Here is a 24,297-nt window from a genome sequence, read left to right as displayed (position 1 = left end):
AGCTACGAAATTATTTTAGAAGAATCTTGATTTGAAATTAACTTTAATAATAGGAATCTACTATGTCAGATAAAAAAGTATTATTCATTGCCTTTGCAATGCCAGATGAGCGTCAACGCGACTTTTTAAAAGGACAGTCTTTAAGTCCTCGTGCTCCTTATGAATTTATTGATATGTCGGTAAAAGAACCTTACGATAAAGAATGGAAAATGAGAGTTCGTACTCGTATAAAAAGATCTGATGGAGTAATAGTTTTAGTTAGCGAAAACTCATTGAATTCAGATGGTCAGAAATGGGAAATTCAATGTGCAAAGGAAGAAGGCAAACGAATCTTAGGTATATGGATTTACAAGGGCGACAGAACAAATATTGAAGGTGTAAATACTAAAGTGTGGACTGACGCAAATATTATTTCATTTATCGACTCACTTTGATGTTTGAGGATAAAATTATGAGCTTCAATGAATTGTCAGACAAAACTCAAATGTTAATTGAAAAGCTATCAGCAGTCGAACATGATCGTTGGGCTCATTGGCAAAGTTACTTACATTCAAAGTGTAAAAAAAATGACGATGGTAGCTTGACTATACCAAAAGAGTTAGTCGAAAGATGGAGTACCCAAATAGAAACTAATTACTTCGAGTTAAGTGAAGAAGAGAAAAAAAGTGATAGAGAGCAAGTGATGAAATATTTGCATTATATTCTAGAATTCAAAGAACAATAACAACTATGCTTTCAAATCTGAAAAGTATTTGACTAATTTATTTAATAAGGGACAAAAAGATGTCAAGGAAAGCTTTGATAATTGGTGTAAATGATTACGAGCACATTGGTTCATTAAATTGGTGCGAGAATGATGCTATATCTATTGACCAAGTACTGACCAAGAATGCAGATGGTAGCCCTAACTTTTCAGCTCAGCTATTAACAACTAACAATAGAAATAAAATAACACACAGTCTTGTTTATGAAAAAATTCAAGAACTATTTAGTGGAGAAGCTGATGTAGCTGTATTTTTCTTTGCTGGTCATGGAGGATTCAATGAGAATATGAGCGAAGGTATTATATGCTTGCAAAATTATTCGCAGAACCATGAAGGATTTATCCGCATTTCCGATATATTACACATAGCTAATGAATCTAAAATCAAAAATAAAATTATAATTCTGGATTCCTGTCAATCAGGAGCTGCTGGTAATGATAGAAATATTAAAAACGATTCCAGTGTAATTGGAGATGGTATAACTATCCTTACGGCATGTGCTAAAGAAGAATATGCCATGGAAAACAGTGTAGACCGGCATGGACTATTTACAAGTCTGCTTATAGAAGGTTTAACAGGCGGCGCTTCAAATATTTTAGGTCAAGTAACCCCTGGTAGTCTTTATAGCTTTATTGACAGTGCATTGGGACCTTGGGATCAACGACCTATATTTAAAACGAATGTATCGCGTTTTGTTTGTTTGAGAAAAAATATACCCTTAGTAGACCCCTCAATTCTAAGAGAGCTTCCTAATTTTTTTAAAGACCCTACCGATATATTTCCATTGGACCCATCTTTTGAACCAGACAGGAAGAATATTCCAGAAAATTTAAGACACTTACCTCAAAATATTAATAATGAAGAAATTTTTAAAAAGCTACAAAAGTGCAATCGGCATGGACTCGTAGTCCCACACGAAGTAGAACATATGTATGACGCGGCTATTGAGTCAACTGGTTGTAAATTAACAGCATTTGGAGCATATTACAGAAAACTCAGCTTAAAAGGTTATATTTAAATGTCTGTTTTTATAAGTTATCGCCATACTGATAGGAACACAGCTATTCAAATAGCTCATGAATTCAATACTAACAACGTTGATTATTACTTAGATGTAATTGATGATGAATCGAAAAGTACTGAAGATATTACAGAAGTTATAACCAAGAATATTAAGAAGAGCACACACCTATTAGCTATAATATCTCCTACCACAAGCGGTTCATGGTGGGTTCCTTTTGAGATCGGTCAAGCTACTGTTTCTAATCGGAGGATCTGTTCCTATGCTGTATCAAATAGCTCTCTAAACCTTAGTGGGATGTCTTTTAGATTCCTTTCAAACTTCTTACCTGAATATTTACGTAAATGGCCAGTCTTAGTTTCTAAAATGGATTTAGATAAATTCATAGAACAGTATAAGCGAGATACTAGGAGCTCTATTGGTGAGGGTTTTGAAAGTCGACGAAATAAAAGTGAATCATTTAGCAGGTCTGAACTTACCAAAAGTGGCGCAGATGCATTTCATGATGCTCTAAAAATGCGGTTATAAATTTGAATTGTAGGGTGCGCCCAGCGCACTCTACAAATTACGCCCAAACGGAAGAGTCACTAAGAAAAAAGAAAGACGCCCTAGCAAGGCTTTTTAGCCCCGACTATAGCGGTATCCTGCTGACGACGATGGCGATGCAGTCCGTGGCTGAACGTAGTATCGAGACAACAGGAATGCGGTCAGACACAATAGACTGTACGCCAGCGGCTAAGCAGATACAAGCGGTAGGCGGGATTGGCTACTGTTATAATTAAAACATACAGATAGAATTAAAACGACGGAGGTCATGTGCAATATACCGCAATCATCAAAGACGGTGGTTTGTTTATTCCAAACGTATTTTCAGACCTAAACGATGGTGGCTCGCATATCGTACAAGTCGAGGTTGATATTGCAGAGGTGCGTCAGCAGTTAGGTGTGGATGAAGCACCAAAGACAACTGTCGCCAAAAAAAGCGTGGCAAAAGCGGCCAAAAAACCAGTATCGAGAGCAGCTAAAAAAGACTTAAAAACAGTAGCAGAAGAGCCTGATGTAAGTACCCTACGCAAAAGCGCGCTTGATGAATTAGAAGCACTCGATGATAGTGAACTGAGCGAAATTTTCAAAGCCTATATGAACGATGGACAAGAGTCGTCGCAGATATCACTAGAGAACCTCTAGGCCAAAACGCTATAATCCAAAAACGTGTCATAACCTCAAATCAAAACCAGTCAAACCCCTATAAATTAATAACCGTATCAATTATAAAGGCAGTCCCATGACTTACTCGATTTTTTCTCAAACGCCAAACAATGCGCTAAAAGAGCCGATGTTCTTTGGTCAGCCCGTCAACGTGGCGCGCTATGACCAACAAAAACACCCAATCTTTGAGCAATTGATTGAAAAGCAGCTATCGTTCTTTTGGCGTCCAGAAGAAGTCGATGTATCACGCGATCGTATCGACTTTAGCAATCTGTCCTCGCATGAACAGCATATATTTTTGAGCAACCTCAAGTACCAGACCCTACTCGACTCTATCCAAGGTCGTAGTCCAAACGTGGTGCTACTGCCGCTAGTGTCTATCCCTGAGCTTGAGACGTGGATTGAGACATGGTCATTCTCTGAGACCATTCACTCGCGCAGCTATACGCATATCATTCGTAATATCGTCAATGACCCAAATATTATCTTTGATGACATTATGCAAAACGAGCACATCTTAGGCCGTGCTTCTGATATCGCCCAGTATTATGATGAGCTGTACCGCAACTCACAGCTATATAGCTTGTACGGTCCAGGTACGCACAATATCAATGGCGAGCAAGTGACGGTTGATTTAAGATCACTCAAAAAGCAGATGTACCTATGCATCATGGCGGTCAATGTCCTAGAAGCCATTCGTTTCTATGTCTCATTTGCCTGCTCGTTTGCCTTTGCTGAGCGCAAATTGATGGAAGGTAATGCCAAAATCATTAAGCTAATCGCTCGTGATGAAGCGCTGCATCTGACGGGTACGCAGCATATGCTAAACCTCATGCGCAATGGTCGTGACGACCCTGAAATGGTCGAGATTGCCGCAGAGTGTTATGAAGAAAGCATCGAAATCTTCCGCAAGGCTGCCGAGCAAGAGAAAGAATGGGCAGGTTATCTGTTTAAAGATGGCTCGATGATTGGTCTAAATAAAGACATTTTATGCCAATATATCGAATACATCACTAACTTACGTATGGAAACGGTCGGCTTGCCAGCGGCGTTCCCGAACTCAAAATCAAACCCAATCCCGTGGATCAACACGTGGCTGTCGTCTGACAATGTGCAAGTAGCACCGCAAGAGACCGAGATTAGCTCGTACTTGGTTGGTCAGATTGACTCTGACTTATCAGACAGTGATTTTGACGACTTTGAATTATAAAAGCTGAGTTGTAAGAGCTTTGAGCTGTAAAAGTCTGAATCATAAGAGCTTTGAATGATAAAGGCTTGAGCGGTAGAGATTTGAAGCTATAAAACTTCTACCGCTGTAATCGTCTTATGGGTTAATAGTAGGGATAGCAGTAGCACAGACATATCCCAATAGGATTCACGATGACTTGGGTAATGACCAGTAAAAAGCAGTTCTATCTACATGATGACGAGAGTCTGCTAGATGGACTGCTACGCACCGGACACGAGGTAAACTATCAATGCCGCGAAGGCTACTGTGGTAGTTGCCGAGTCAAACGTATTGCTAGCTCGCATACGGTCGATTATCCATTTGACCCATTGGCAATGATTGAAGAAGATGAAATCCTGCCTTGCTGTTGCCGTGTGCAAGGTGTCATTTATATCAATCATGATCCGATTGAAAAGCTATAGCAGGGTTATATATAGATAAAGCTAGCCCTTAAAATTTAGAAAAATCAGCTCCAACAAAAAGCGCGCTCCTTTGGATAAGGAACGCGCTTTTTTATGCTATTAGCTACATCAATGTGCTGTCCCATAAACACGTTATGAGTCAACACATTGTTATGATGACCTACTGCGTTGCGGTATCTTGCTCAAACAGTTTCATCAGCTCCTCACGCATACGATCACGCTCTGCCTTTGACATCATTGGCGTTTCTTCATCGCCTTGGATGGTTGGCTGCTCCATTCCGCCCATGCTCTCATTTTGTAGTACGACAGGACGCTCAAGTGGCTCTTGTGCTGGACGCTCTTCTAGCGTGATTTTTACTTGGGCGTTTTTACCTTGACGCAATATTTGTGCATCCAGTTCAGTATTTGGTGGCTTACGAGCAACATACTGAATCAAGGTATTGGCATCTGTCATCTCGACATCGTCGATGGTTAGGACGATATCACCGACGCGTAGACCGCTTTTCGCCGCTGGGCTGTTATCAATGACGTTTAGTACTTCTACGCCTGTTGATGTCTCTAACTGCGTTGGATCACGTAGCTGTGACTGAATCTCGATACCTAACCAGCCACGACTGACACGGCCGTCTTTAATCAAAGCATTCATCACTTGCTCAACCAGTGCCGTTGGAATCGCAAAGCCAATACCCATCGAGCCACCAGAGCGCGAGAATATCACGGTATTGATACCGACTAGCTCGCCATGAGCATCGACCAGTGCACCGCCTGAGTTACCCGGATTAATCGCCGCATCAGTCTGGATAAAGTCTTCAAACTTATTGACGCCCAGTCCAGTACGTCCAGTTGCTGAGATAATCCCCTGCGTCACTGTCTGACCCACACCAAATGGATTACCAATCGCTAATGCCAAATCACCCACACGAATCGGATCTTCGCGGAAGCCAAGTGGTGTCAGCCCTGTCATGTCAACCTTGATCACAGCTAGATCACTGTCAGGATCTGTACCGATAATTCTGGCACGACTCTTACGACCATCATTGAACGCGACTGTGATTTCATCTGCTTTTTCGATCACATGGGCATTGGTCACGATATAGCCGTCTTCTGATACGATCACACCAGAGCCTAAGTTGGTATTGCCCTGCTCTTGTGATGGGCCACCATGATATTCAAAAAACCGGCGCAGTACGGGATCATCCATATAAGGATGCTCGGTCATCGTTTGCGTCGTATAGATATTGACCACAGACTGCGACGCACGCGCCACCGCATTATGATAAGAAGAGATAGGCGCTGGCGTGTCCGACACTGGCTCTGCTGCTTGCTGCTCCGCAGGCGGGGTTCTCGGCGGCTCCCATGTGGCCTCCGACGTCGATTTCATACTCGTGAACAACCAGATAAACGCTGCCAACACTAGCAGCAATAAGACCCAAGGTAACCATTTTAATAAAGACGCCTTGTTATTGGTGTTCCGGGATGACGACATATAAAACCTCTATAAATTTATTGCAAACAGACAGTGAAAAACGAAGTGAGATAATAGCAACCGCTTAACTAGTCTTGAATCATCAATTGAATGGTCAAATGCTATACAGTTAGGCAGACTCACGTGTATAAATTATAACCGCAATACCAGTAAATAGTAACGTATCGTGTACCATTTCAGTTATCCAGCTTGTCTGCTTGCTTACAACGACATGTTAAAATAGCTTTTACAATGCTCGACACTTCAGCATTTCGAGAATTGAACATAAAGTCAAAAGATCAAAACCAAATACTCTCAAACATGACAGATAATACATAATTTTTGCTTAGTTAATCTATAGCACCTTACGACATACATTTTATTGATGACAGGAAAACATAATGACTGCAAATCATACGATAGCTGAACCCAATACTCAAAGCATTAGCGCCCAAGCGTTGACACAGTTCTGTGACGACTACTTATCTGCCAGCGCGTTCAAAGACTATGCGCCAAATGGCCTACAAGTCGATGGTGGGCGCCCGATTCAACGTATTGTCACTGGTGTCACGGCTTGTGAAGCCCTAATTGATGCTGCGATCGCTGACAATGCCGATGCGATTATGGTGCATCATGGATACTTCTGGAAAGGCGAACCTGCACCGCTTACTGGTATGAAAGGTCGACGCGTGCGCAAACTGATGCAACACGGTATTTCTATGATTGGCTATCATCTACCGCTGGATGCACACCCAGTCTCTGGCAACAACGCAAAACTTGCTGACATGCTCGGCATGACGATCAACGGTGCTCTCTATCCTACCGAGTCACATCCTGTGGGCAATATCGCTACTTGTACACCGCAAAATTCTGACGATCTCATTGCCACCATTACTCAAGCCTTAGGTCGCGCGCCATTACATATCTCAGCTGAGTATCATACAGACGCTTCTGCTCAGACAAATGGTAGGCTGATAGAACGTGTTGGTATATGTACAGGCGGTGCGCAAGATATGATTGAGCAAGCGGCTAGCATGGGCTGTGATGCATTTATCTCTGGTGAGATATCTGAGCGTACCACGCATAGCGCGCGCGAGCTTGGGATTGACTATTTTGCTTGTGGTCATCATGCGACGGAGCGTGGCGGTATTCAGGCATTAGGAGAGATAGTCGCTCAAAAATTTGGTCTGCCAGTTACTTTTATTGATATCGAAAACCCAGCATAAAGTAGCCATTTAAAAATCAGTTTAAACGGTTGTCATTGATAGAGAAAAATTTGCAGAGAAAAACTTCTAGAGAAAATGATAGCTCAAAAGCCAAACCAGACTTGCTAATAGCTGTAGTTAAAGCATAAGCATAAAGTCTAGTTTGACTACTATTTGGACTTTGTTATTCTATTTTTGATTATTATGTACCAAATATCTGGAAAATTAACCGTTTATATCTTAATTGTTAAGTTTTATCGCTTTTTTCTTAACTCCACTTGAATAATGCAATTAGTAACCGCATATTACTACCCGTAAGAAAGAACGTTTTGTCATGAAACTTCCCATTATTACAGCTTCCGGTTATGGCACTAAAATAATGCTGGTAGTTGTTTAAGACTTTATCGCGCTATATCAGTGATAAGATTTTAAACCGCTACTCATTGAAATACTATGTTTGCACTATATATGTTAGCAGCATGGTATTTTTTTATTTTCGGTGTCGCGATGACGGTATGACCTAGCCAGTTTGATAGACCGCTATAAACTATCAATTCTGATTATTTTGCTTACCCTTATCGCTGGACAAACAACTTTAGTAGCCAGTTATCCTATTACTAGTAACTTAATATTAGTGATTCAAAGTATAGCCAGCCATCAAAGTTAGCATAGTTAAAACAGATGAATGTATTTGCCTCATTGGCAAAACCTTACCTCAATGTTTCAAGCTATGTCTTTGTCTCAATAACTTAATCATGACCTTACCTATGTTTGATATATAGTTGTTTGGCCACTAGCCATATTTAGTTATCGATGAAGGAATCATCTGATTTATATCCTTCGCGTTGTTGTGCGTTCAGTATTTTAAACCAGTACTTATAAATACGGTTTAGAACGCTTTTATGATATATCGATAGCTGGCTGACGACAAACTATCCCACTAACTCTTAGAGAGAGTACGCTAGTGGCGCTATAGTCAAACAAGATAGAGCGGCATTTATCCTATTAAAAATGCCACTCTATTTAAGACACGATATCGATATATGTCAATATTATGCACATATATTTATACGTGTTTTTGCGGTAAGAAGGATGGCTAAAATCAGGAGACATCCATGCAGCGTATTACTTATCGTGTAAAAGTATCTGCGCAAGGGGCCAAACGCCGTATTTCTTATTTACTGCGTCCATCTAAACGCCTACTAAACACCAAAAGTAACATCGTTTCATCCGTTACCCCTATTGCGTCTAATCGTTTTGCCAGAACCAAGAAGCTGGCACAAATCTCTAGCATCGCTCTACTCTCGTTGCCCGCTGAGAGTTTGACGACCATGAACACATCGGTACCAGCCTATGACAATGTCATGCTGGAAAACACCTTGACCATTGCTGCGGTACCAGGCGATAGCACTTACTTTGCTACCGATGGCTTCCAACATGGTTTTGGGTTTGATCTGGTGCGCACTTACGCCGACGAGCTCGGTGTCGATATCAATCTAAAAGCCTATGCCAATGAAGAAGCGGCGCTAAAAGCACTAAGAACCGGCAACGCTGACATGGCGTTGACTACGGCTAGCACCAAGCTAAAAAGCCAGCTGAACCTATCGTCTATTAATGTCAGCTGTGGTTACGATTCTAGTCTGACTAAGAATGGTCTACATCCTAAGGTAAGTTGGACGTTTAGCTCATCCAATGATCCACTATCAAGAAAGGCCAGTTACTTTTTGTGCGATAGCATCAAGCTAAAAAACACACAAAAACTTGCCGCGTTCTACAATCAAAACTTGCTTAAAGATGCCTATAGTCAGGATCATTTCCAGAGAACGTTGACGGAAAAATTACCGGACTATCAGTCTTCGTTTGAAGAGCAAGCACGCAATTATAATCACGACTGGGAACTACTGGTCGCGATGGGTTATCAAGAGTCACACCTTGATGCCAACGCTGTCTCGCCGACTGGCGTACGCGGGTTAATGATGCTGACCAACAACACTGCAAAAGCGATGGGCGTCTCAGACCGTGTTGATCCTTACCAAAGCATTGGTGGCGGTGCACGCTATCTAGAGCAAGTAAAAGCAGACTTCTCTGATGTGCCAAAAACTGACCGTATCTGGTTTGCCCTTGCAGGTTACAACATGGGTCCCAATGCGGTAAAAAGAATCCAGCGCGAACTACGAGCTCAAGGTATCGATGATAAAAGTTGGGCGAACGTCTATGCTTATTTAGCAGATAATAGAGCCTCGAATAGCCGTTATGGTCAAGCCATGCATTATGTCAGTAATATCAGAAGCTATCTTGAGACTATTAAAACTCAGACGGTCTAGTTTGTAACTATTACTAGACGGTTCGCAAGCTAACTTTTCACAGTAATTTATTCTTATTAAATAAAAAAGCTGCTCTTATAAAGAGCAGCTTTTTTTGTGCGATACGATTCATAATTAATATTAATGACGCCTTATGTAAAAGGCATTCATTAATATCTTATTCATTAGCGATTAGGTACAGTCAGACGCTGACCACGTTGCAACATCGTATCAGCGGCAATATTATTCATATCGGCCAGCTCTTGTGTTGAGACACCATATTTACGTGCTAGACCAATCAAGCTATCACCCGAGCCAACCGTATAGCTTACTGTCGCTTTTGGTACTTTAAGCGTTTGGCCGCGCTGTAGCTGAGCATTGGTCGCTAGATCATTGGTCGCTGCCAAGTCCTCTACCGATATGCCAAACTGACGTGCCAAAGCAATCAGACCATCGCCAGATTTAACTTTGTAGCTTTCAGTGTTGCTCAGTTTTGTTCCACTGCTTGCTGAGCTACTACTGTTACTACTAGCAGAGCTGCTGCTTTGGCTACTACTAGATGCACTTGCCACACTGCCGCCAGCAGGGATAGTGATAGTACGACCCAGTATCAGATTCGAGTTGGTATTCAAGTTATTCGCTGATGCCAAATCACTTAAGCCAATATTGTAACGTTTGGCGACACCCGTTAAGGTATCACCTGATTTTACTTTGTAGCTGACCGCTTTGTCATTCAACTGACGATCGACCAACTCTTTAGTAGCAGGAACTTTAATCGTTTGACCACGTTGCAAGCGAGCCTTTGCATCAAAGTTGCTGTTTACCGCAGCCAGTTCCGTTGCACTCACTCCGATGCTGTTCGCAATGCCAATCAGCGTATCACCTGATTTTACTTTGTAATTGGTGGTCGCGACCGAGCTTGAGCTGTTACTACTGCTAGCACTTGTCGTGCTTGCAGCATCGAAATCAACACTGGCTGGCACTTTAAGTGTCTGACCAACATATAGCGAGCTTGTGCTGTTGATGCCGTTGAGGCTGGCTAAAGTATCTGTCGACACGTTGAATTGACGTGCCAATGCAATTAAGCCGTCCCCTGCTTTTACTTTATAATTCTTGGTCGCAGTACTTGATTTACTCGGCTTAGTAGAAGGCGCTGCAGGCGTCGTTGCAGGGGCAGTCACTTTACCCGGTATGAGCCATAGTTTTTGACCTCTGAGCAGATCAGCACGGCTGCTCAGATTATTGTAGCTAGCTAGCTGGGTAACCGATAATCCAAAACGATTGGCCGTACCGATAAGCGTATCACCACCTTGTACAACATAACTGTCAGGCTGACTAGCGGCGGCGTTATTAGCAGTACTCAATGGCTCGATAGTCTTGGCATCATATAGATATAACGTGCTGCCAGAGAGCAGATTGGCACTGGCATCTATCTGGTTCCATTCTGCGATATCACGCCAGCTGACCCCTGCTCGACTCGCAATGTTCGAGAGCGTATCGCCACGTTTTACCGTATAAGTGGTACGTGCGCCTTGTGGTTTTGGTTTACTGACCGAGGTTTTAGCAAAGCTAAGTTTTTTCTCTGCGCCACTCGCTTCTAAGATAGACTGCTGTGTTTGTACGGCTGATAGGTTAATGTTGCCATCAGCATTGATAACATTGGTCTCAGAAGTATTTCTACGGATTTGATTGGCGATGAAATCACGCTCTTCTTTGCTAAGCGGTGGCTCTTGGACAATTGTATTATTTTGAGTAATTTGAGCTGAGGTAGTCGGTAGACTGTTACTGCTCTTAAGCTCAGCATTAATCTTGTTAGTCTCTGCAGTGGTCAGTGGTGGCTCAGTACGAGCTGAAGAATTGCCACTGTATACCGAGCTGCTAGTCGGTGTCGCAGATGGTGAAATATAGCTTGTGGTCTGCTGAGGTACACTTGCACTAGCCGCATAATCAGCCAATGCGCTACCAGTCGATGGCAGAGATGAGGCAGTATATGGTTTGTTATTATAGCTTGGCGTAGTCGCTGTCGTGCTTGAGCTACCTGCGTTATTTGAGGCAAGCACATTGCCTGTACCATTACCTCTGAGCCCACTTAATTTGGCATCGGCATTGAGACTGACGTCGTTAGGAATGATGACACGCTGTGGACCTGAAGAATCAACGCGGCCTGATGTTAGTGCAGTATTTAGACGCTCTAGCTCATCGTAGCTAACGCCAGTCAACTGCGATACTTCTGCCAAGCTCACACCATAATTAACTGGTACACTACGAAAATGCTGACGGTTAGCAATAGCTGGTAGATACACACCATACTGCTCAGGCTTGGCAACGATTTCGGCTACAGCTAAGAAACGCGGCACATAGTTCATCGTTTCAGTCGGCAGCTGAAGTGACCAATAGTCTGTTGGTAGTCCGCGCGCTGCGTTGGCATCGATTGCTTTTTGTACACGGCCAGGGCCCGCGTTGTAAGCAGCCAATGCTAGCTCCCAACTACCGAACTGGTTGTGCAATGCTGTTAAGAAGTCATAGGCAGCACGTGTCGACTCAATAACATCACGGCGACCATCATAAGTGCTGCTTTGATTCAAGCCATAGATACGGCCCGTACTTGGGATAAACTGCCATAAGCCCGCAGCTGCTGCACTACTCGTACCACTTGGATCGTAAGAGCTTTCGATAACTGGTAACAAGGCAAGTTCTGTTGGGATATTGCGACGCTCTGCCTCTCGTACCGTATGATAGATATAACGACTGGCACGTGCAGTTAGGCGATTGAGATAATCCTGTCTACTGGTAAACCAGCTTTTTTGACCTTCAATGCGCTGATTATAGATTGGCTTACCACCATTCATGCGGTAGCCTGCGCGTAGACGATTCCACAAATCACCATATTGCTGAATAGCAAGCTGGTTACCTTCTACCATGGTCATGTCAGTGGCTTCTAACAAGTCAGCCAACTCATCCAAACTCTCTGCATCTAAAAACGCAGTTGAGTAGTCTGCACTACCTGTATTAGTCCCTTGATTGGCAGGACTTTTGGTGATGACAGATGAGCTATTGGTCGCACCTTTGTTTTTTACCGCTGATGTATTGCTACACGCACTAATCAGTAAAGTGGATACCGCAAGCGTCAATGGCAACGCAATAAATGAGCGAGAGTGTGATAGCACAGTAGACATGATATTGGAGGTTTCCTAACGACAGAAATTAATAAGATAAAGTTGATGGATAGTATAGTATGCAATGTAAAGCAAAGACTAGCCTAATATAAAAGATAATAATAGACGCTCAAGTAGCCTATAAAACTAAGTAATGACTATTGTTAGCCAGCTAAGACTTTTTATAGGTTGAAATTGCAGCTAGCTCAATCAGCTATTGTTTATGTTACCTATTGTATTTTGAGTCTTGCTAGGTCAATAGCGACTTAATTAATAGCTACCTGTGATACTGCGCGCAAGAGCACTGCATTACCAGTAGACAAGGTCAAGGTCACACGAGATGTGGTGACAAATGATACTTGCTGACCGTTTTTTACCCAGCTCTCATTGGTCGTCACATTGGCTTTGGCTTGTGAACCAGTAATCACCACATTATCTACCGAAATATCATAGCGATAATTAGACGTATCATTCCAGCTGTTTTGAAGCAGCTTTAAATAGGCGTCTTTGTCTAGACTAGTAGATTTACCTCTTCTAGATAAAGAAATAAGCGCGTCATCTGACACAAGGCGCGATACCTGATTGATGCTCTGGCCATTCGCTGATGCTTTCATTGCGGCGGCATAGTTTTGTACCAAATCTTCGGTCATAGTAGCCGCTTGTGCATTGATACTGATGGTGCTAGCTACTGCTACGATTGCAGTGATGCTGGCGCTTTTCACCAATAGAGCTAATAGCCTATTTCCCAATAATTTTTTCATGATAATCCTTAGCGATATTTTTTTCGTTAGTGTCATATAGGGACGTTTAACGCTTTTCTATCATTTATTTTGGCAGTGTATCTGTATAGATATATCTATATAAGTATACTCATATCATATGCCGAGCCTATCATCGAATTCTCACAGCCATGTGACACCCTGTGTAATTATTGCGAATAAAAATCCAAGCTATTAAATCAAATGTTCTTAACATTTTATGCTGTAAATCCTAGCTCAAACGGTTAGATGCTTTGTAGGTCTAGTTTGATAGTCAGCCCATAATGAGCTGACCATTTTTAAATCATTAATCTTTAGAACCGTCAATATTTATGGCTAAGCTATCAACGTTAGAGTTTGGCTTCATTAAGGTTTCGCTAGGACTTAGGTTCGCTGTTACTGTCTTCATACTGCTCATCATCGCTGAGCTTCATACCCAAACGCTCTACCCGTCTATCCATCATCTGGCGAGCTAACGCTTGCATGTCTTCGACGCGGTCTATCTCATCAACAATTTCAAGACCTAGCAATGTCTCAAACACATCTTCTAACGTGACCAAGCCTTTAACTTCACCATATTCACCGACTGTAATCGCAATATGAATACGGTTTTTTAGCATCAACTCTAACAAGTCAAACAGCTTCATCTTAGAGAAGACAAAAGTGATGTCGCGCTGAAATTGTGTCAACGGCTTGTGCATAGCATGGTTAACTTTAGCCAGTAGCATATCGGTTTTTAGGACAAAACCTGTAATGTTATCCAAATCACCATCATAGATTGGCAAGCGAGAAAACGTCAGCTTTGGACGATCAACCAATAGCTCAGCGACGGTTTTATTCTCTTCGAATGCAAGCATCACCGAGCGCGGTGTCATGATATCTTCGACTTTAATCGCGCCAAACGCGAGCAAGTTACGAATGATACGCGACTCTAGTGGGTCAATTTGTCCTGACTCTTCACCGATACTAGCAAGAGCAGCAAACTCACGGCGGCTAAACGTTTGCGGCTCTTTACCACGTACCAATAGTTTTGTCAGACGCTCTGAGAACCAGATTAATGGATACAAGAGCATGATGATGCCACGAACGAAATAAGCAACCAGACCGCTTAGTTGACGCCAGTAAACTGTACCTAATGTTTTTGGGATAATCTCAGACAAGAATAAGATAGCAAGCGTCATGAGGGCCGAAAACAGACCAAACCACGCGCTACCAAAGACAATCGTAGCCTGTGCACCCGCACCGATAGAGCCAAGTGTATGGGCAACCGTATTTAACGTTAAAATAGCAGCTAGCGACTGGTCAATATTGTCTACTTTGAGACTTTTAAGCATTTCTGCTTTTTTTGGACTGGTCTCTTGTACATCCGCAATAAACGATGGCGTCATGCTCAGCAAAACAGACTCTGCTAATGAACAGACAAAGGAGACACCAATAGCGAGTAAGACAAAAAATATCAATAAAGAAACGCTAAGCGCGGTTGGTGCTGCCGCCTCGCTGGATGTTGATACAGCACCAGCTGCCCACACTGCCTGCGGTAGCATAAGAATTGCTAATGCAGATAGTACGGAAAAAGAAGTATAACCAAATCGAGAACTAGTAGTCATTCTCGGGGGAGGTTCTGCAGATGCGTCTTTACGATGAGCGCGCGGACGACATAAACGAGGTACAAACATAAAAGTGGTGAACAAGTTAGGTAACCTAAAAAGAGTAAAAGGAAGATAATGTCATGAGCAATTTATATTGATTTTCAGATTATCATTAACAAAGTAATAAAAGACTTCTGTCTATCGTATAAATAGTTACTCAAAGCTGATTTAATCGCTATTTCAAAGTCATACTATGCCTTAAAAAGCCGTAATATGGTTCAATATGTAGCATACTAAATGCAGGCAATCATTGCCATTTGATAGTAGCATTGATGATACCATTTCACAATAAGTCGCCATTTTTAAGTTTTTGTTTTTTGATGACTTTTATTGCCCTACTATTAACGGTTGTATGACAACATTTTTACTAGCCAGTTCATGACAGCTATTTAGGCTGAGGCTTTATATAGGTTATCTGAATGTAGTAAAAACATTGTTGTCCTATCCGTTGGCTGATAGTATGCCTTACGCTAAGAAAAACACGCTCAGCCTATGATTAACAGTTACCAAGTCTGGGATTTTTTGTTACTATGCGTCTAATTTTATTATTGTCTATGACTTACTGAGAGATATTATGAGCTTATTTATTCAAGCTGCCCATGCTGCACCAGAGACTGCAGGTGCTGCAGGTCTATTCGGTCAGATTTTACTGCCTGTTGCGTTTTTTGCGATTTTTTACTTCTTGGTCATTCGCCCGCAGTCTAAGCGTACCAAAGAACACCGTGCCATGGTTAACGCATTAACCGTTGGTAGTGAAATCATTTTTGCTGGTGGTTTAATGGGTCGTATCAAAGCAATCGAAGGCGATTATGCCGTTGTGAGCCTAAACAACAATACTGACGTGAAAGTACAACGTGCTTCTGTTATTTCAGTATTGCCTGCTGGCACGATCGAAAGCGTCTAATTAGAATGCTCACTAGTTTTTATTAGTGAAAATTTATTAGTGAACATTCGATAGTCGTCACATTAATGAATGTAATGACTAAAAAATGACCGTATATGATTTACGGTCATTTTTCGCTATTAACACAGTAAGGTAAAATTGCTATATAAATTAGGCTTACTGTTCAGATGTCCTATTTTTATCCAAGTCAGCCATATGATTTTTGGTGACCAGATAAACAGACATCTGTATTATTTGCTTTACTGTTTTATGCGTTACTATCATCGCGGATGATCGCAATGGTGCATGATGACGGCTGCTGAACATAGCACTCGACCGTTGCTATCGCTAACTTCCCATCTGCTAACTTGTGGCCTACGTCGCCAGTCGTTTATCAACTTAAAGAAGTGATTATGCAATATCCCGCTTGGAAATACTTACTAATTGCCGTCGTGCTACTCGTTGCCGGTCTATATGCTGCCCCCAACCTTTATCCTGACGAACCTGCTGTGCAGATTACGAGCGCAGCCGCAGGAACTCAGCTATCTGAAGGCATCTTGACTGAGTCTCAAAGCTTACTCGAAGAGGCAGGTCTAGATAACCACGATGGTACGTTTGAGGGCAACAGCGCGCTGGTACGCCTCAACAACCCAGTCGATCAGCTAAAAGCACAAGAAGTGCTACGTCAAAACTTGGGCGAAGACTATGTCGTTGCCCTTAACCTAGCACAGACTACCCCGCAGTGGCTACGCGATATCGGTGCAAGACCGATGAAGCTTGGTCTCGATTTGCGTGGTGGTGTACGCTTTGTACTCGAAGTCGATATGGACAAGGCGCTTGAACAGCGTTTGACCAGTGCCAGTCGTGATATGCGACGTGAGTTACGTGCTGAGCGAGTAGCAATCAAAGGTATCAAAACCGAAGATCGCGGCGTGGTATTGCATTTTGCTGATACTGATACTCGTAACCGTGCCCAAAACGTATTACAAGGCTCAATGAGTAATACGTTCAACTTGCAGTCTTCTATTGATGATCAAGGTCCTGCATTGGTCTTATCGTATAACGATGCGACACTTGACGAAATCAATAGCTACGCGGTCAACCAGAACTTGACGACTCTACGTAACCGTATTGCTGAGCTGGGTGTTACCGAAGCTTTGGTACAGTCGCAAGGCGCTAGCCGTATCGTCGTTGAACTACCTGGTGTACAAGATACTGCTGAAGCAAAACGTGTACTTGGTCGTACTGCAAACCTTGAGTTCCGTATGGTGGCAGAAGATGCTGATACCTATACAGGCGGCATACCTCCAGCGGGTACAGAGGCATTCCCATTTGAGACACTGGATGGTCCTCCTGTATTGTTAGATCGTCAAGCGATCGTCACCGGGGACAAAGTAACCAATGCGCAAACTGGCTTGGATGAAAGTGGTTTACCTGAAGTAAGTATTACCTTGGACAGTGCTGGCGGCAAGCTCATGCAGAACGCCACTCGTACAGCTGTTGGTCAACAGATGGCTGTATTGTTTATTGAAAACAAACAAAGAATCACTTACGAAGAAGATCCAGCGACTGGTGAGACGACTGAAGTACGCACACCTTACGCTGAAACCAAAGTCATCAACCGTGCCAACATTCAAGCGGTACTGGGTTCATCATTCCGTATTACTGGTCTAGACAGTAGTGCTGAAGCAGCTGAGCTTGCGCTATTGCTACGTTCAGGCGCACTTGCTGCACCGATGTACTTCGTAGAAGAGCGCACTATTGGTCCATCACTTGGTCAAGAAAACATTGATAAAGGGTTGTTCTCTACGCAGGTCGGCTATCTACTAGTCTTCGCGTTTATGATTATCTTCTATCGTCTGTTCGGTGTGATTGCCAACGTTGCGCTAGCCGTTAACGTTATTATTATCATTGCGATTATGTCAATTTTGGGTTCATCACTTACCCTACCTGGTATCGCAGGTATCGTTTTGACCATCGGTATGGCAGTTGATGCCAACGTGCTGATTTTTGAGCGAATACGAGAAGAGATTGCCAATGGTGTACGGCCAAAATCAGCCATTGTGGCAGGTTTTGACCGCGCATTTAGCAGTATTTTTGATGCCAACATTACAACCTTATTGGTCGCGTTTATCCTATTTGCGATTGGTACTGGTCCGATTAAAGGCTTTGCGATTACGCTAGCTATTGGTATTGTCAGCTCGCTATTCACTGCAATTTTGGTGACACGTGCACTGGTACAAATTGCTTATGGTAAGCGTAAATCCATCAAAAGTCTGAGCATCGGTTAGGAGAATATTATGGCGATCGATAATAACAACCCTTTAGAACAGCAGAATAATCCTGATCGAAATGGCTCAAACGGTGACACGACCAATGCAAGTACGCGTCGCCGTAACAAACCGCGTCGTGATGGTAAAGGTAGCAATACTAAAACCAATAACCCTACTACCGCAAAGTCAGGCAAAAGCCCTAGTCGTCGCGGTGGTAAAGGTCAAAATGCCAAAGACAGTCAAGCGCTGTCTACCGCTATTGTTTCTGACGTAATATCAGGTGACGCCGCTGATGATGCCGCAGCTGTCGCTGAAGGTGGCATCAAAGCGGTTGGCAACCAACGTATCATTCCATTTATGAAGATAGAAAAGCCGATGGCGCTATTATCTTTATTTATGGTGATCGGTAGTATCATTGCTATCGCGGTAAACGGTCTGAATTTAGGCCTCGATTTCACTGGTGGTGTATCTGCTGATGTGCGTTATGAGCAGCCTGTTGAGCAAGTTGCTGTGGTACAAGCACTAGCAGACAATGGCTTCGATGACGCGGTTGTACAGTATCTAGGTACGCGTGAAGAGCTATTAGTACGTTTGCCTCCTCAATCTGATAACGTCGATGGGCTAAGCGCAAATCTGACGCAAGCATTGGCATTACCTAGCAACACCGCTACAATTAGCAACGTAAATATCATCGGTAGCCAAGTTGGTAATGAAGTTTATCTAAACTCCGTCATGGCATTGGTATTGGCACTGGTATGTATGCTTGGCTATGTTGCCCTACGCTTCCAGTTCAAATTGTCTCTAGGTGCTGTACTGTCACTGTTCCATGATGCCGTCGTAACCATCGGTGTATTTGCACTATTCGGTTTCCCGTTTGATCTGACGGTATTGGCTGCGGTATTGGCATTGATTGGTTATTCATTGAACGATACTATCGTTGTCTATGACCGTATTCGTGAAAACTTCCGCCGTGTTCGCGGAATTACGCCAGAACAGACGATTGATTTGTCATTGACCGAAACGCTACGCCGTACGATTATGACCATTTCAACTGTTCTATTGGTCGTACTAGCCATGCTCTTCTTGGGCGGTGATGGATTATACTGGTTCTCAGTAGCTCTGTTTATTGGTTTGCTTGCGGGTACTTACTCATCGACTTATATCGCCAGCTCGATTCCGCTGCGCATGGGCCTGTCGCGTGATGACTTTATCGTAAAAGTAAAACCAGAGTTTGAAGAAGAAATCGTTACTTTCAACGATCCAAAAATGTTTGAGCAAGACAACGTTTAGTAAGGTATATTAGATGGATTAATAAGCTGAAATAGCGTGTCATCAATCCAATATACCTACTGAGTGCACAGCTACAACGTTTAAATAAGAGCACCTGACTCATGAATAATGAGTCTAGGTGCTTTTGTCTTTATAGCTATTTTGTCTCTTATATTAAATGTACTGCCTTACAATTTTATTATCATTTAACGAACACACCTCTTTAGCGTTCACGTATAAACGAGTCACCCATGTCAGCTAATTCAGCAACTTCTCACGCGATGCCACCTATTGACACAAGCTACAAGCGTATTATCACGATTGCATTGCCTGTGCTATTGGCGAATTTGGCCATGCCATTACAAAGCGTGATTGATACGGCCATTGTAGGCAATATGAATGACACGGCGAAACTTGCTGGCATGGGTTTGGCCATACAACTGCTGTCGCTATTGCTTGTTAGTTTTAACTTTTTGCAGTATGCATCATCTGGGCTTGCTGCGCAGGCATTGGGACAATTAGCTAATAATAGCAATACATCAGCCGTATCAGCGCCCACGCCTTTGCTGTCTATCTTGCAACGCGCGTTACTATTGGCGTTTGCTATTGGAGCAATATTACTACTCGCAAAGCCATGGCTGATTGATTTTGGCTTACAAGCACTATCAGCCAATCCTGAAAGTGGACGCGCGGCGAAGACCTACTTAGACGTACGCTTTTGGGGCGTGATCGCGGAGCTGATGAACTTTGCATTTATTGGTTGGTTTGCAGGACAAGGTAAGACCCGTTATATGCTGTATCAACAGGGCTTTATTGCCGTACTTAATATCGTACTGACTCTGTTTTTTGTATTTGCAATGCAGATGGGATTAACTGGTGTCGCACTAGGAACCACTATTGCATTTTGGTTTGGAATACTGATGGCACTGTGGTTGAGCCGCCAACATTTAAAAATATCGTGGTCTGTGTTATTCAAAGCGGATCGTCAGTATTTTACGAAAGAAAAAATGCTTAGGCTATTTTCTTTAAACAAAGATATCTTTGTACGTACTCTTATTTTAACGCTAAGCTTTGCTTGGATTACTCGACTGTCTGCCCAAAGCGGTGATGTCATACTGGCTGCCAATGCTATTTTATTGCAAGTATTAAGCATATCTGCTTTCGCTCTTGATGGCGTCGCTGTCTCTGCTGAAACGTTAAGTGGACAAGCTGCAGGACGACGTGACTGGCCACGTTTTCGTATTATTGTGAATCGTACAGGCGTGGTTAGTTATGGTCTTGCTATCATGTTGAGCGCCATTTGGTGGCTTGCAATGCCTACGTATTTGGGATTTATGACCAATATTGAGTCGGTGTTTACCCTCGCCTATGACTACCATTTATATGCCGTATTATTGCCTCTTGTCGGTGTTGGTGCCTATTGGCTAGATGGGATATTTTTCGGTTTGACGGCTGGTAGCGTGATTCGTAATGCGGCGCTGATACTGGCTGCTATTTTCTTCCCTTTGAGCTGGTTGCTCTATCAGCAATGGGATATGACAGGTATTTGGCTTAGCGTGTGGTGTCTATTATTATTAAGACTAGTCATTCTAGGTGGGTTTTTGTACCGTGCCAATCAGACTGGCAGCTATGAAAAACTACAACCTGAAGCTTAGTTAATTTTATACTATGTTTGCTCTATCAATTTTCGATAAATCATTTTTATTAAGCTCGTTTTTCATTTTGCAGCAATACCGTTTGAATTAATAATTTTTATATCGATAGATTTATAAAAATATCATAAGAAAAATTTAGGATGTCATGTGAATACTCATTCAAATGAATTAAGCCATCAACATGAAAACCGCTACCACTGGGCTGAGGGCTTTAAGAAAAGCTTGCCAGTTGCTATGGGATATCTGCCTGCCGGTATTGCCTTTGGTGTACTCGCACAGGTAGCTGGTATCCCCATATGGGCAACGATTATGCTCAGTATCATTCTCTATGCTGGTGCAGCTCAGTATGCTTGTTTGCCAATGCTGAGCACAGGCCTGCCGATTGGTAATATCGCCACCAATATTGCTGCGATTAATCTACGTCATGTATTCTATGGTATGCCGTTATTACAGTATTTACCGAAAAATAAGCTGGCAAAGACGTACTGTCTGTTTGCGTTGACTGACGAAACTTTTTCGATCATGACCAGCTTGCCAAATGAGTCGCGACGAGCGCTGATACTTCCTATCAGCCTCTTTAACCAAAGCTGGTGGGTACTCGCGAGTACGGTTGGCGTAATGATTGGTAGTACGCTCAGTGATTTGGTGCCAAATTTAGACTTTGCGTTGGTTTGTCTGTTTGCAATTCTTGCTTATGAGCAATTTCAAAGTATCAAACGCTACTTCCCGATTGGTATTGCCGTGCTTGGCTTAATCATTGCTTCGCTGTTTACCAGCGACTGGTTGCTACTAGTAGCCATTACTATCTGTATGTTTATGATCTTGGTACGTGGGTTTTGGATAGAGCGTCAAAAGACGGGAGACTCTCATGACCAGTAGTTATCTTATTTTTGCTACGCTTGCTATGGCAGCAGTGACCTTTATCACTCGTGCATTGCCAGCATTGATACCTAGAAAGCTGCTAGATACACCTTGGCTACATCGTTTAAATGAGAGCCTACCGTTGTCGGTGATGGTGCTGCTTATTTTGACTAGCCTGTCCTATCAAGACCTATCGACGACTGTTGCTTTAAACGATACCGAATTACATCTATTAATGGCACAAGTCGGTGCACTTATTTTGGTATTGTTTATCTATCATATCAGCCGTCAGCTTTTGGTCAGTATGGTTGTTGGTATTGCGGCAATCAATGGTCTGTTTTGGTTATTTAGCAGCTTTCTAGGCTAAAACTGTTTCGCCTAATTATATAAATGTCAGTACCCTTAGCTGTATTTTAAACATAAAAAAGCTAGATTCTATTTAGAATCTAGCTTTTTTTAGCTAAAAACAATGGCTTTAGTTTAGCTTAAAGCTCTTCTACACCCATCATATCAACTGGGGTATCAGCCACTATTTGTACACCTTTTTTACCAGTTTTGGCAGTATCATTGCGCTGCTCTTGCAAGTGATCAAGATACGCTTCATTGATCTGACCAGTGATATAGCAGCCGTTAAATACCGCACAATCAAAACCTTCCACTCGGCTATGCTTGGTATCTTTTACTGCGTCGATCAAATCATCCAAATCTTGGAAGATCAAACGATCTGCACCGATGATATCACGTACTTCTTCAACACTATTACCTGAGGCAATAAGCTCGCTACGTACGGGCATATCAATGCCATATACGTTTGGAAATTTCACTGGTGGCGCAGCACTGGCAAAAAACACCTTGTTAGCACCAGCATCTCGTGCCATTTGAATGATTTCATGACAAGTCGTACCACGAACGATAGAATCATCAACCAACAGTACGTTTTTGCCTTTGAACTCTAGCGGCACAGCGCTCAGCTTTTGGCGAACTGATTTTTTGCGCTGCTGCTGACCTGGCATAATAAACGTACGACCGATGTAGCGGTTTTTCATAAACCCTTCACGGTACTTGACGTTCATTTTTAGCGCCAGCTCCATCGCTGAAGTACGCGATGTATCTGGAATTGGAATGACCACATCGATATCATGATCCTCACCCCATTCAGAAAGGATTTTATCTGCCAGTTTTTCACCCATGCGTAGGCGTGATTTATAAACTGAGATATTGTCCATAATCGAATCTGGACGAGCAAAGTAAACATATTCAAAGATACAAGGCGTGTATTCTTTTTGCTCGACGCACTGATGCGTATGCAGCTTATGGTTCAAATCGATAAAAATCGCTTCGCCTGGTTTTACATCACGAACGATAGTAAAACCAGAACCTGTCAATGCAACTGATTCAGAGGCAACCATATACTCAGTGCCGCCATTCGGTGCCATACGCTTACCAAAGATAAGTGGACGGATACCGTTTGGATCGCGGAATGCCAGTAAGCCATGACCAGTGATCAGAGCGACAACGCCGTAAGCGCCTTCACAGCGTTTATAGACGGCTTTTACTGCTTCAAAGATATCATCAGCAGTTGGGTGTGTTTTGCCTAAATTCTGCATCTCATGTGCCAGTACGTTTAACAGTACTTCAGAATCTGAGTCAGTATTAAGGTGGCGGCGATCTTCGATATACAAAGATTTGGCCAAACTCTCAGCATTGGTCAAGTTACCATTGTGCGCAAGGGTAATACCATATGGTGAGTTAACATAAAATGGCTGCGCTTCAGCGCTGCTAGAAGTACCAGCTGTCGGGTAACGAACGTGACCGATACCGAACTTACCAACCAGTTTCATCATATGACGATTCATAAATACGTCACGTACCATGCCATTTTCTTTACGTAGATAGAGTCGCCCATCTTGCAAAGTGACAATACCTGCTGCATCTTGCCCGCGATGCTGTAGCATCGTCAAACCGTCATAAAGAATCTGATTGACTGGTTCGTGAGCTGCAACTCCAATGACTCCACACATAATAGCTATATCCTATTTTGACTCATACATTAGTACGACAATAACGGCAAACTTAACGACAGTATATTGCTAAAATCATTCACTGTCGCACGCCGCTAACCTGATGATATTGTAAGAAACTTAACGAGATTTTTCGATAATCTATATTTGATTATC

The 24,297-nt window shown here is 42.7% G+C and carries 21 protein-coding genes; 16 read left to right on the top strand and 5 right to left on the bottom strand.

What is annotated here, in order from left to right:
* The first annotated feature begins 62 nt into the window (after positions 1-62).
* The 8 genes from IEE84_RS05370 (at position 63) to yfaE (ending at position 4,644) form a co-directional block, all read left to right on the top strand.
* Positions 63-434 carry a TIR domain-containing protein gene (locus IEE84_RS05370; RefSeq protein WP_191115130.1) on the top strand — a complete coding sequence of 124 codons (372 nt, stop codon included), beginning with the start codon at positions 63-65 and terminating at the stop codon, positions 432-434.
* A 17-nt stretch (positions 435-451) separates the two neighbouring features.
* Positions 452-724 carry a hypothetical protein gene (locus IEE84_RS05365; RefSeq protein ID WP_191115129.1) on the top strand — a complete coding sequence of 91 codons (273 nt, stop codon included), beginning with the start codon at positions 452-454 and terminating at the stop codon, positions 722-724.
* 59 nt (positions 725-783) lie between these two features.
* On the top strand, positions 784-1,782 hold the full coding sequence (locus IEE84_RS05360) for a caspase family protein (protein ID WP_191115128.1): 999 nt from the start codon (positions 784-786) through the stop codon (positions 1,780-1,782).
* Complete coding sequence (locus tag IEE84_RS05355; protein ID WP_191115127.1) at positions 1,783-2,313, top strand: toll/interleukin-1 receptor domain-containing protein; 531 nt, start codon at positions 1,783-1,785, stop codon at positions 2,311-2,313. It abuts the gene before it with no gap.
* 14 nt (positions 2,314-2,327) lie between these two features.
* Positions 2,328-2,567: a hypothetical protein gene (locus tag IEE84_RS05350; protein WP_191115126.1), complete on the top strand. Its 240-nt coding sequence runs from the start codon at positions 2,328-2,330 to the stop codon at positions 2,565-2,567.
* A 34-nt stretch (positions 2,568-2,601) separates the two neighbouring features.
* Positions 2,602-2,973 (top strand): hypothetical protein, encoded by a 372-nt coding sequence (locus tag IEE84_RS05345; protein WP_191115125.1) that lies wholly within the window; start codon positions 2,602-2,604, stop codon positions 2,971-2,973.
* Between the two features lie 97 nt (positions 2,974-3,070).
* Positions 3,071-4,204: a class Ia ribonucleoside-diphosphate reductase subunit beta gene (gene nrdB, locus IEE84_RS05340; protein ID WP_057759544.1), complete on the top strand. Its 1,134-nt coding sequence runs from the start codon at positions 3,071-3,073 to the stop codon at positions 4,202-4,204.
* 170 nt (positions 4,205-4,374) lie between these two features.
* Entirely contained in the window at positions 4,375-4,644 is a 270-nt protein-coding gene (gene yfaE, locus IEE84_RS05335) for a class I ribonucleotide reductase maintenance protein YfaE (protein WP_101205363.1), read from the top strand.
* 160 nt (positions 4,645-4,804) lie between these two features.
* Here yfaE and IEE84_RS05330 read toward each other — a convergent pair whose 3' ends face one another.
* The gene (locus IEE84_RS05330; protein ID WP_191115124.1) at positions 4,805-6,130 is read right to left on the bottom strand and encodes a S1C family serine protease; all 1,326 of its coding nucleotides are present in this window, start codon (positions 6,128-6,130) and stop codon (positions 4,805-4,807) included.
* A gap of 380 nt (positions 6,131-6,510) precedes the next feature.
* Between IEE84_RS05330 and IEE84_RS05325 the strand changes: the two genes are divergently transcribed.
* Positions 6,511-7,335, top strand: coding sequence for a Nif3-like dinuclear metal center hexameric protein (locus tag IEE84_RS05325; RefSeq protein WP_191115123.1), 825 nt, complete (start codon positions 6,511-6,513; stop codon positions 7,333-7,335).
* A gap of 1,094 nt (positions 7,336-8,429) precedes the next feature.
* Positions 8,430-9,638 carry a transglycosylase SLT domain-containing protein gene (locus IEE84_RS05320; protein ID WP_191115122.1) on the top strand — a complete coding sequence of 403 codons (1,209 nt, stop codon included), beginning with the start codon at positions 8,430-8,432 and terminating at the stop codon, positions 9,636-9,638.
* 164 nt (positions 9,639-9,802) lie between these two features.
* On the opposite strand, the gene IEE84_RS05315 is transcribed toward IEE84_RS05320, so the two are convergent.
* The 3 genes from IEE84_RS05315 to IEE84_RS05305 all read right to left on the bottom strand — a co-directional run bounded on the left by IEE84_RS05315 (position 9,803) and on the right by IEE84_RS05305 (position 14,918).
* Positions 9,803-12,793, bottom strand: a complete 2,991-nt coding sequence (locus tag IEE84_RS05315) for a LysM peptidoglycan-binding domain-containing protein (protein WP_191115121.1) — start codon at positions 12,791-12,793, stop codon at positions 9,803-9,805.
* 245 nt (positions 12,794-13,038) lie between these two features.
* On the bottom strand, positions 13,039-13,533 hold the full coding sequence (locus IEE84_RS05310) for a hypothetical protein (RefSeq protein WP_191115120.1): 495 nt from the start codon (positions 13,531-13,533) through the stop codon (positions 13,039-13,041).
* A gap of 374 nt (positions 13,534-13,907) precedes the next feature.
* A complete protein-coding gene (locus IEE84_RS05305) occupies positions 13,908-14,918 on the bottom strand; it encodes a CNNM domain-containing protein (protein WP_323969959.1) in 1,011 nt (336 codons plus the stop codon).
* Positions 14,919-15,753: 835 nt separating this feature from the next.
* On the opposite strand from IEE84_RS05305, the gene yajC reads away from it, so the two are divergent.
* The 6 genes from yajC (at position 15,754) to IEE84_RS05275 (ending at position 22,487) form a co-directional block, all read left to right on the top strand.
* Positions 15,754-16,083: a preprotein translocase subunit YajC gene (gene yajC / locus IEE84_RS05300; protein ID WP_057759529.1), complete on the top strand. Its 330-nt coding sequence runs from the start codon at positions 15,754-15,756 to the stop codon at positions 16,081-16,083.
* A gap of 392 nt (positions 16,084-16,475) precedes the next feature.
* On the top strand, positions 16,476-18,353 hold the full coding sequence (gene secD / locus IEE84_RS05295; protein ID WP_101205370.1) for a protein translocase subunit SecD: 1,878 nt from the start codon (positions 16,476-16,478) through the stop codon (positions 18,351-18,353).
* 9 nt (positions 18,354-18,362) lie between these two features.
* Complete coding sequence (gene secF / locus IEE84_RS05290; protein WP_191115119.1) at positions 18,363-19,625, top strand: protein translocase subunit SecF; 1,263 nt, start codon at positions 18,363-18,365, stop codon at positions 19,623-19,625.
* Between the two features lie 230 nt (positions 19,626-19,855).
* A complete protein-coding gene (locus tag IEE84_RS05285; RefSeq protein WP_191115118.1) occupies positions 19,856-21,259 on the top strand; it encodes an MATE family efflux transporter in 1,404 nt (467 codons plus the stop codon).
* 147 nt (positions 21,260-21,406) lie between these two features.
* Positions 21,407-22,138 (top strand): AzlC family ABC transporter permease, encoded by a 732-nt coding sequence (locus IEE84_RS05280; protein WP_224737912.1) that lies wholly within the window; start codon positions 21,407-21,409, stop codon positions 22,136-22,138.
* Positions 22,128-22,487, top strand: coding sequence for an AzlD domain-containing protein (locus IEE84_RS05275; RefSeq protein ID WP_191115117.1), 360 nt, complete (start codon positions 22,128-22,130; stop codon positions 22,485-22,487). The genes IEE84_RS05280 and IEE84_RS05275 overlap by 11 nt, the downstream gene beginning before the upstream one ends.
* A gap of 118 nt (positions 22,488-22,605) precedes the next feature.
* Here the strand turns inward: IEE84_RS05275 and purF are convergent, their stop codons facing one another.
* Positions 22,606-24,141, bottom strand: coding sequence for an amidophosphoribosyltransferase (purF, locus tag IEE84_RS05270; RefSeq protein ID WP_191115116.1), 1,536 nt, complete (start codon positions 24,139-24,141; stop codon positions 22,606-22,608).
* Positions 24,142-24,297: the final 156 nt, after the last annotated feature.

It is taken from the genome of Psychrobacter sp. 28M-43, from assembly GCF_014770435.1.
Lineage (GTDB): Bacteria > Pseudomonadota > Gammaproteobacteria > Pseudomonadales > Moraxellaceae > Psychrobacter.
This window is presented reverse-complemented; position numbering and strand designations above follow the sequence as displayed.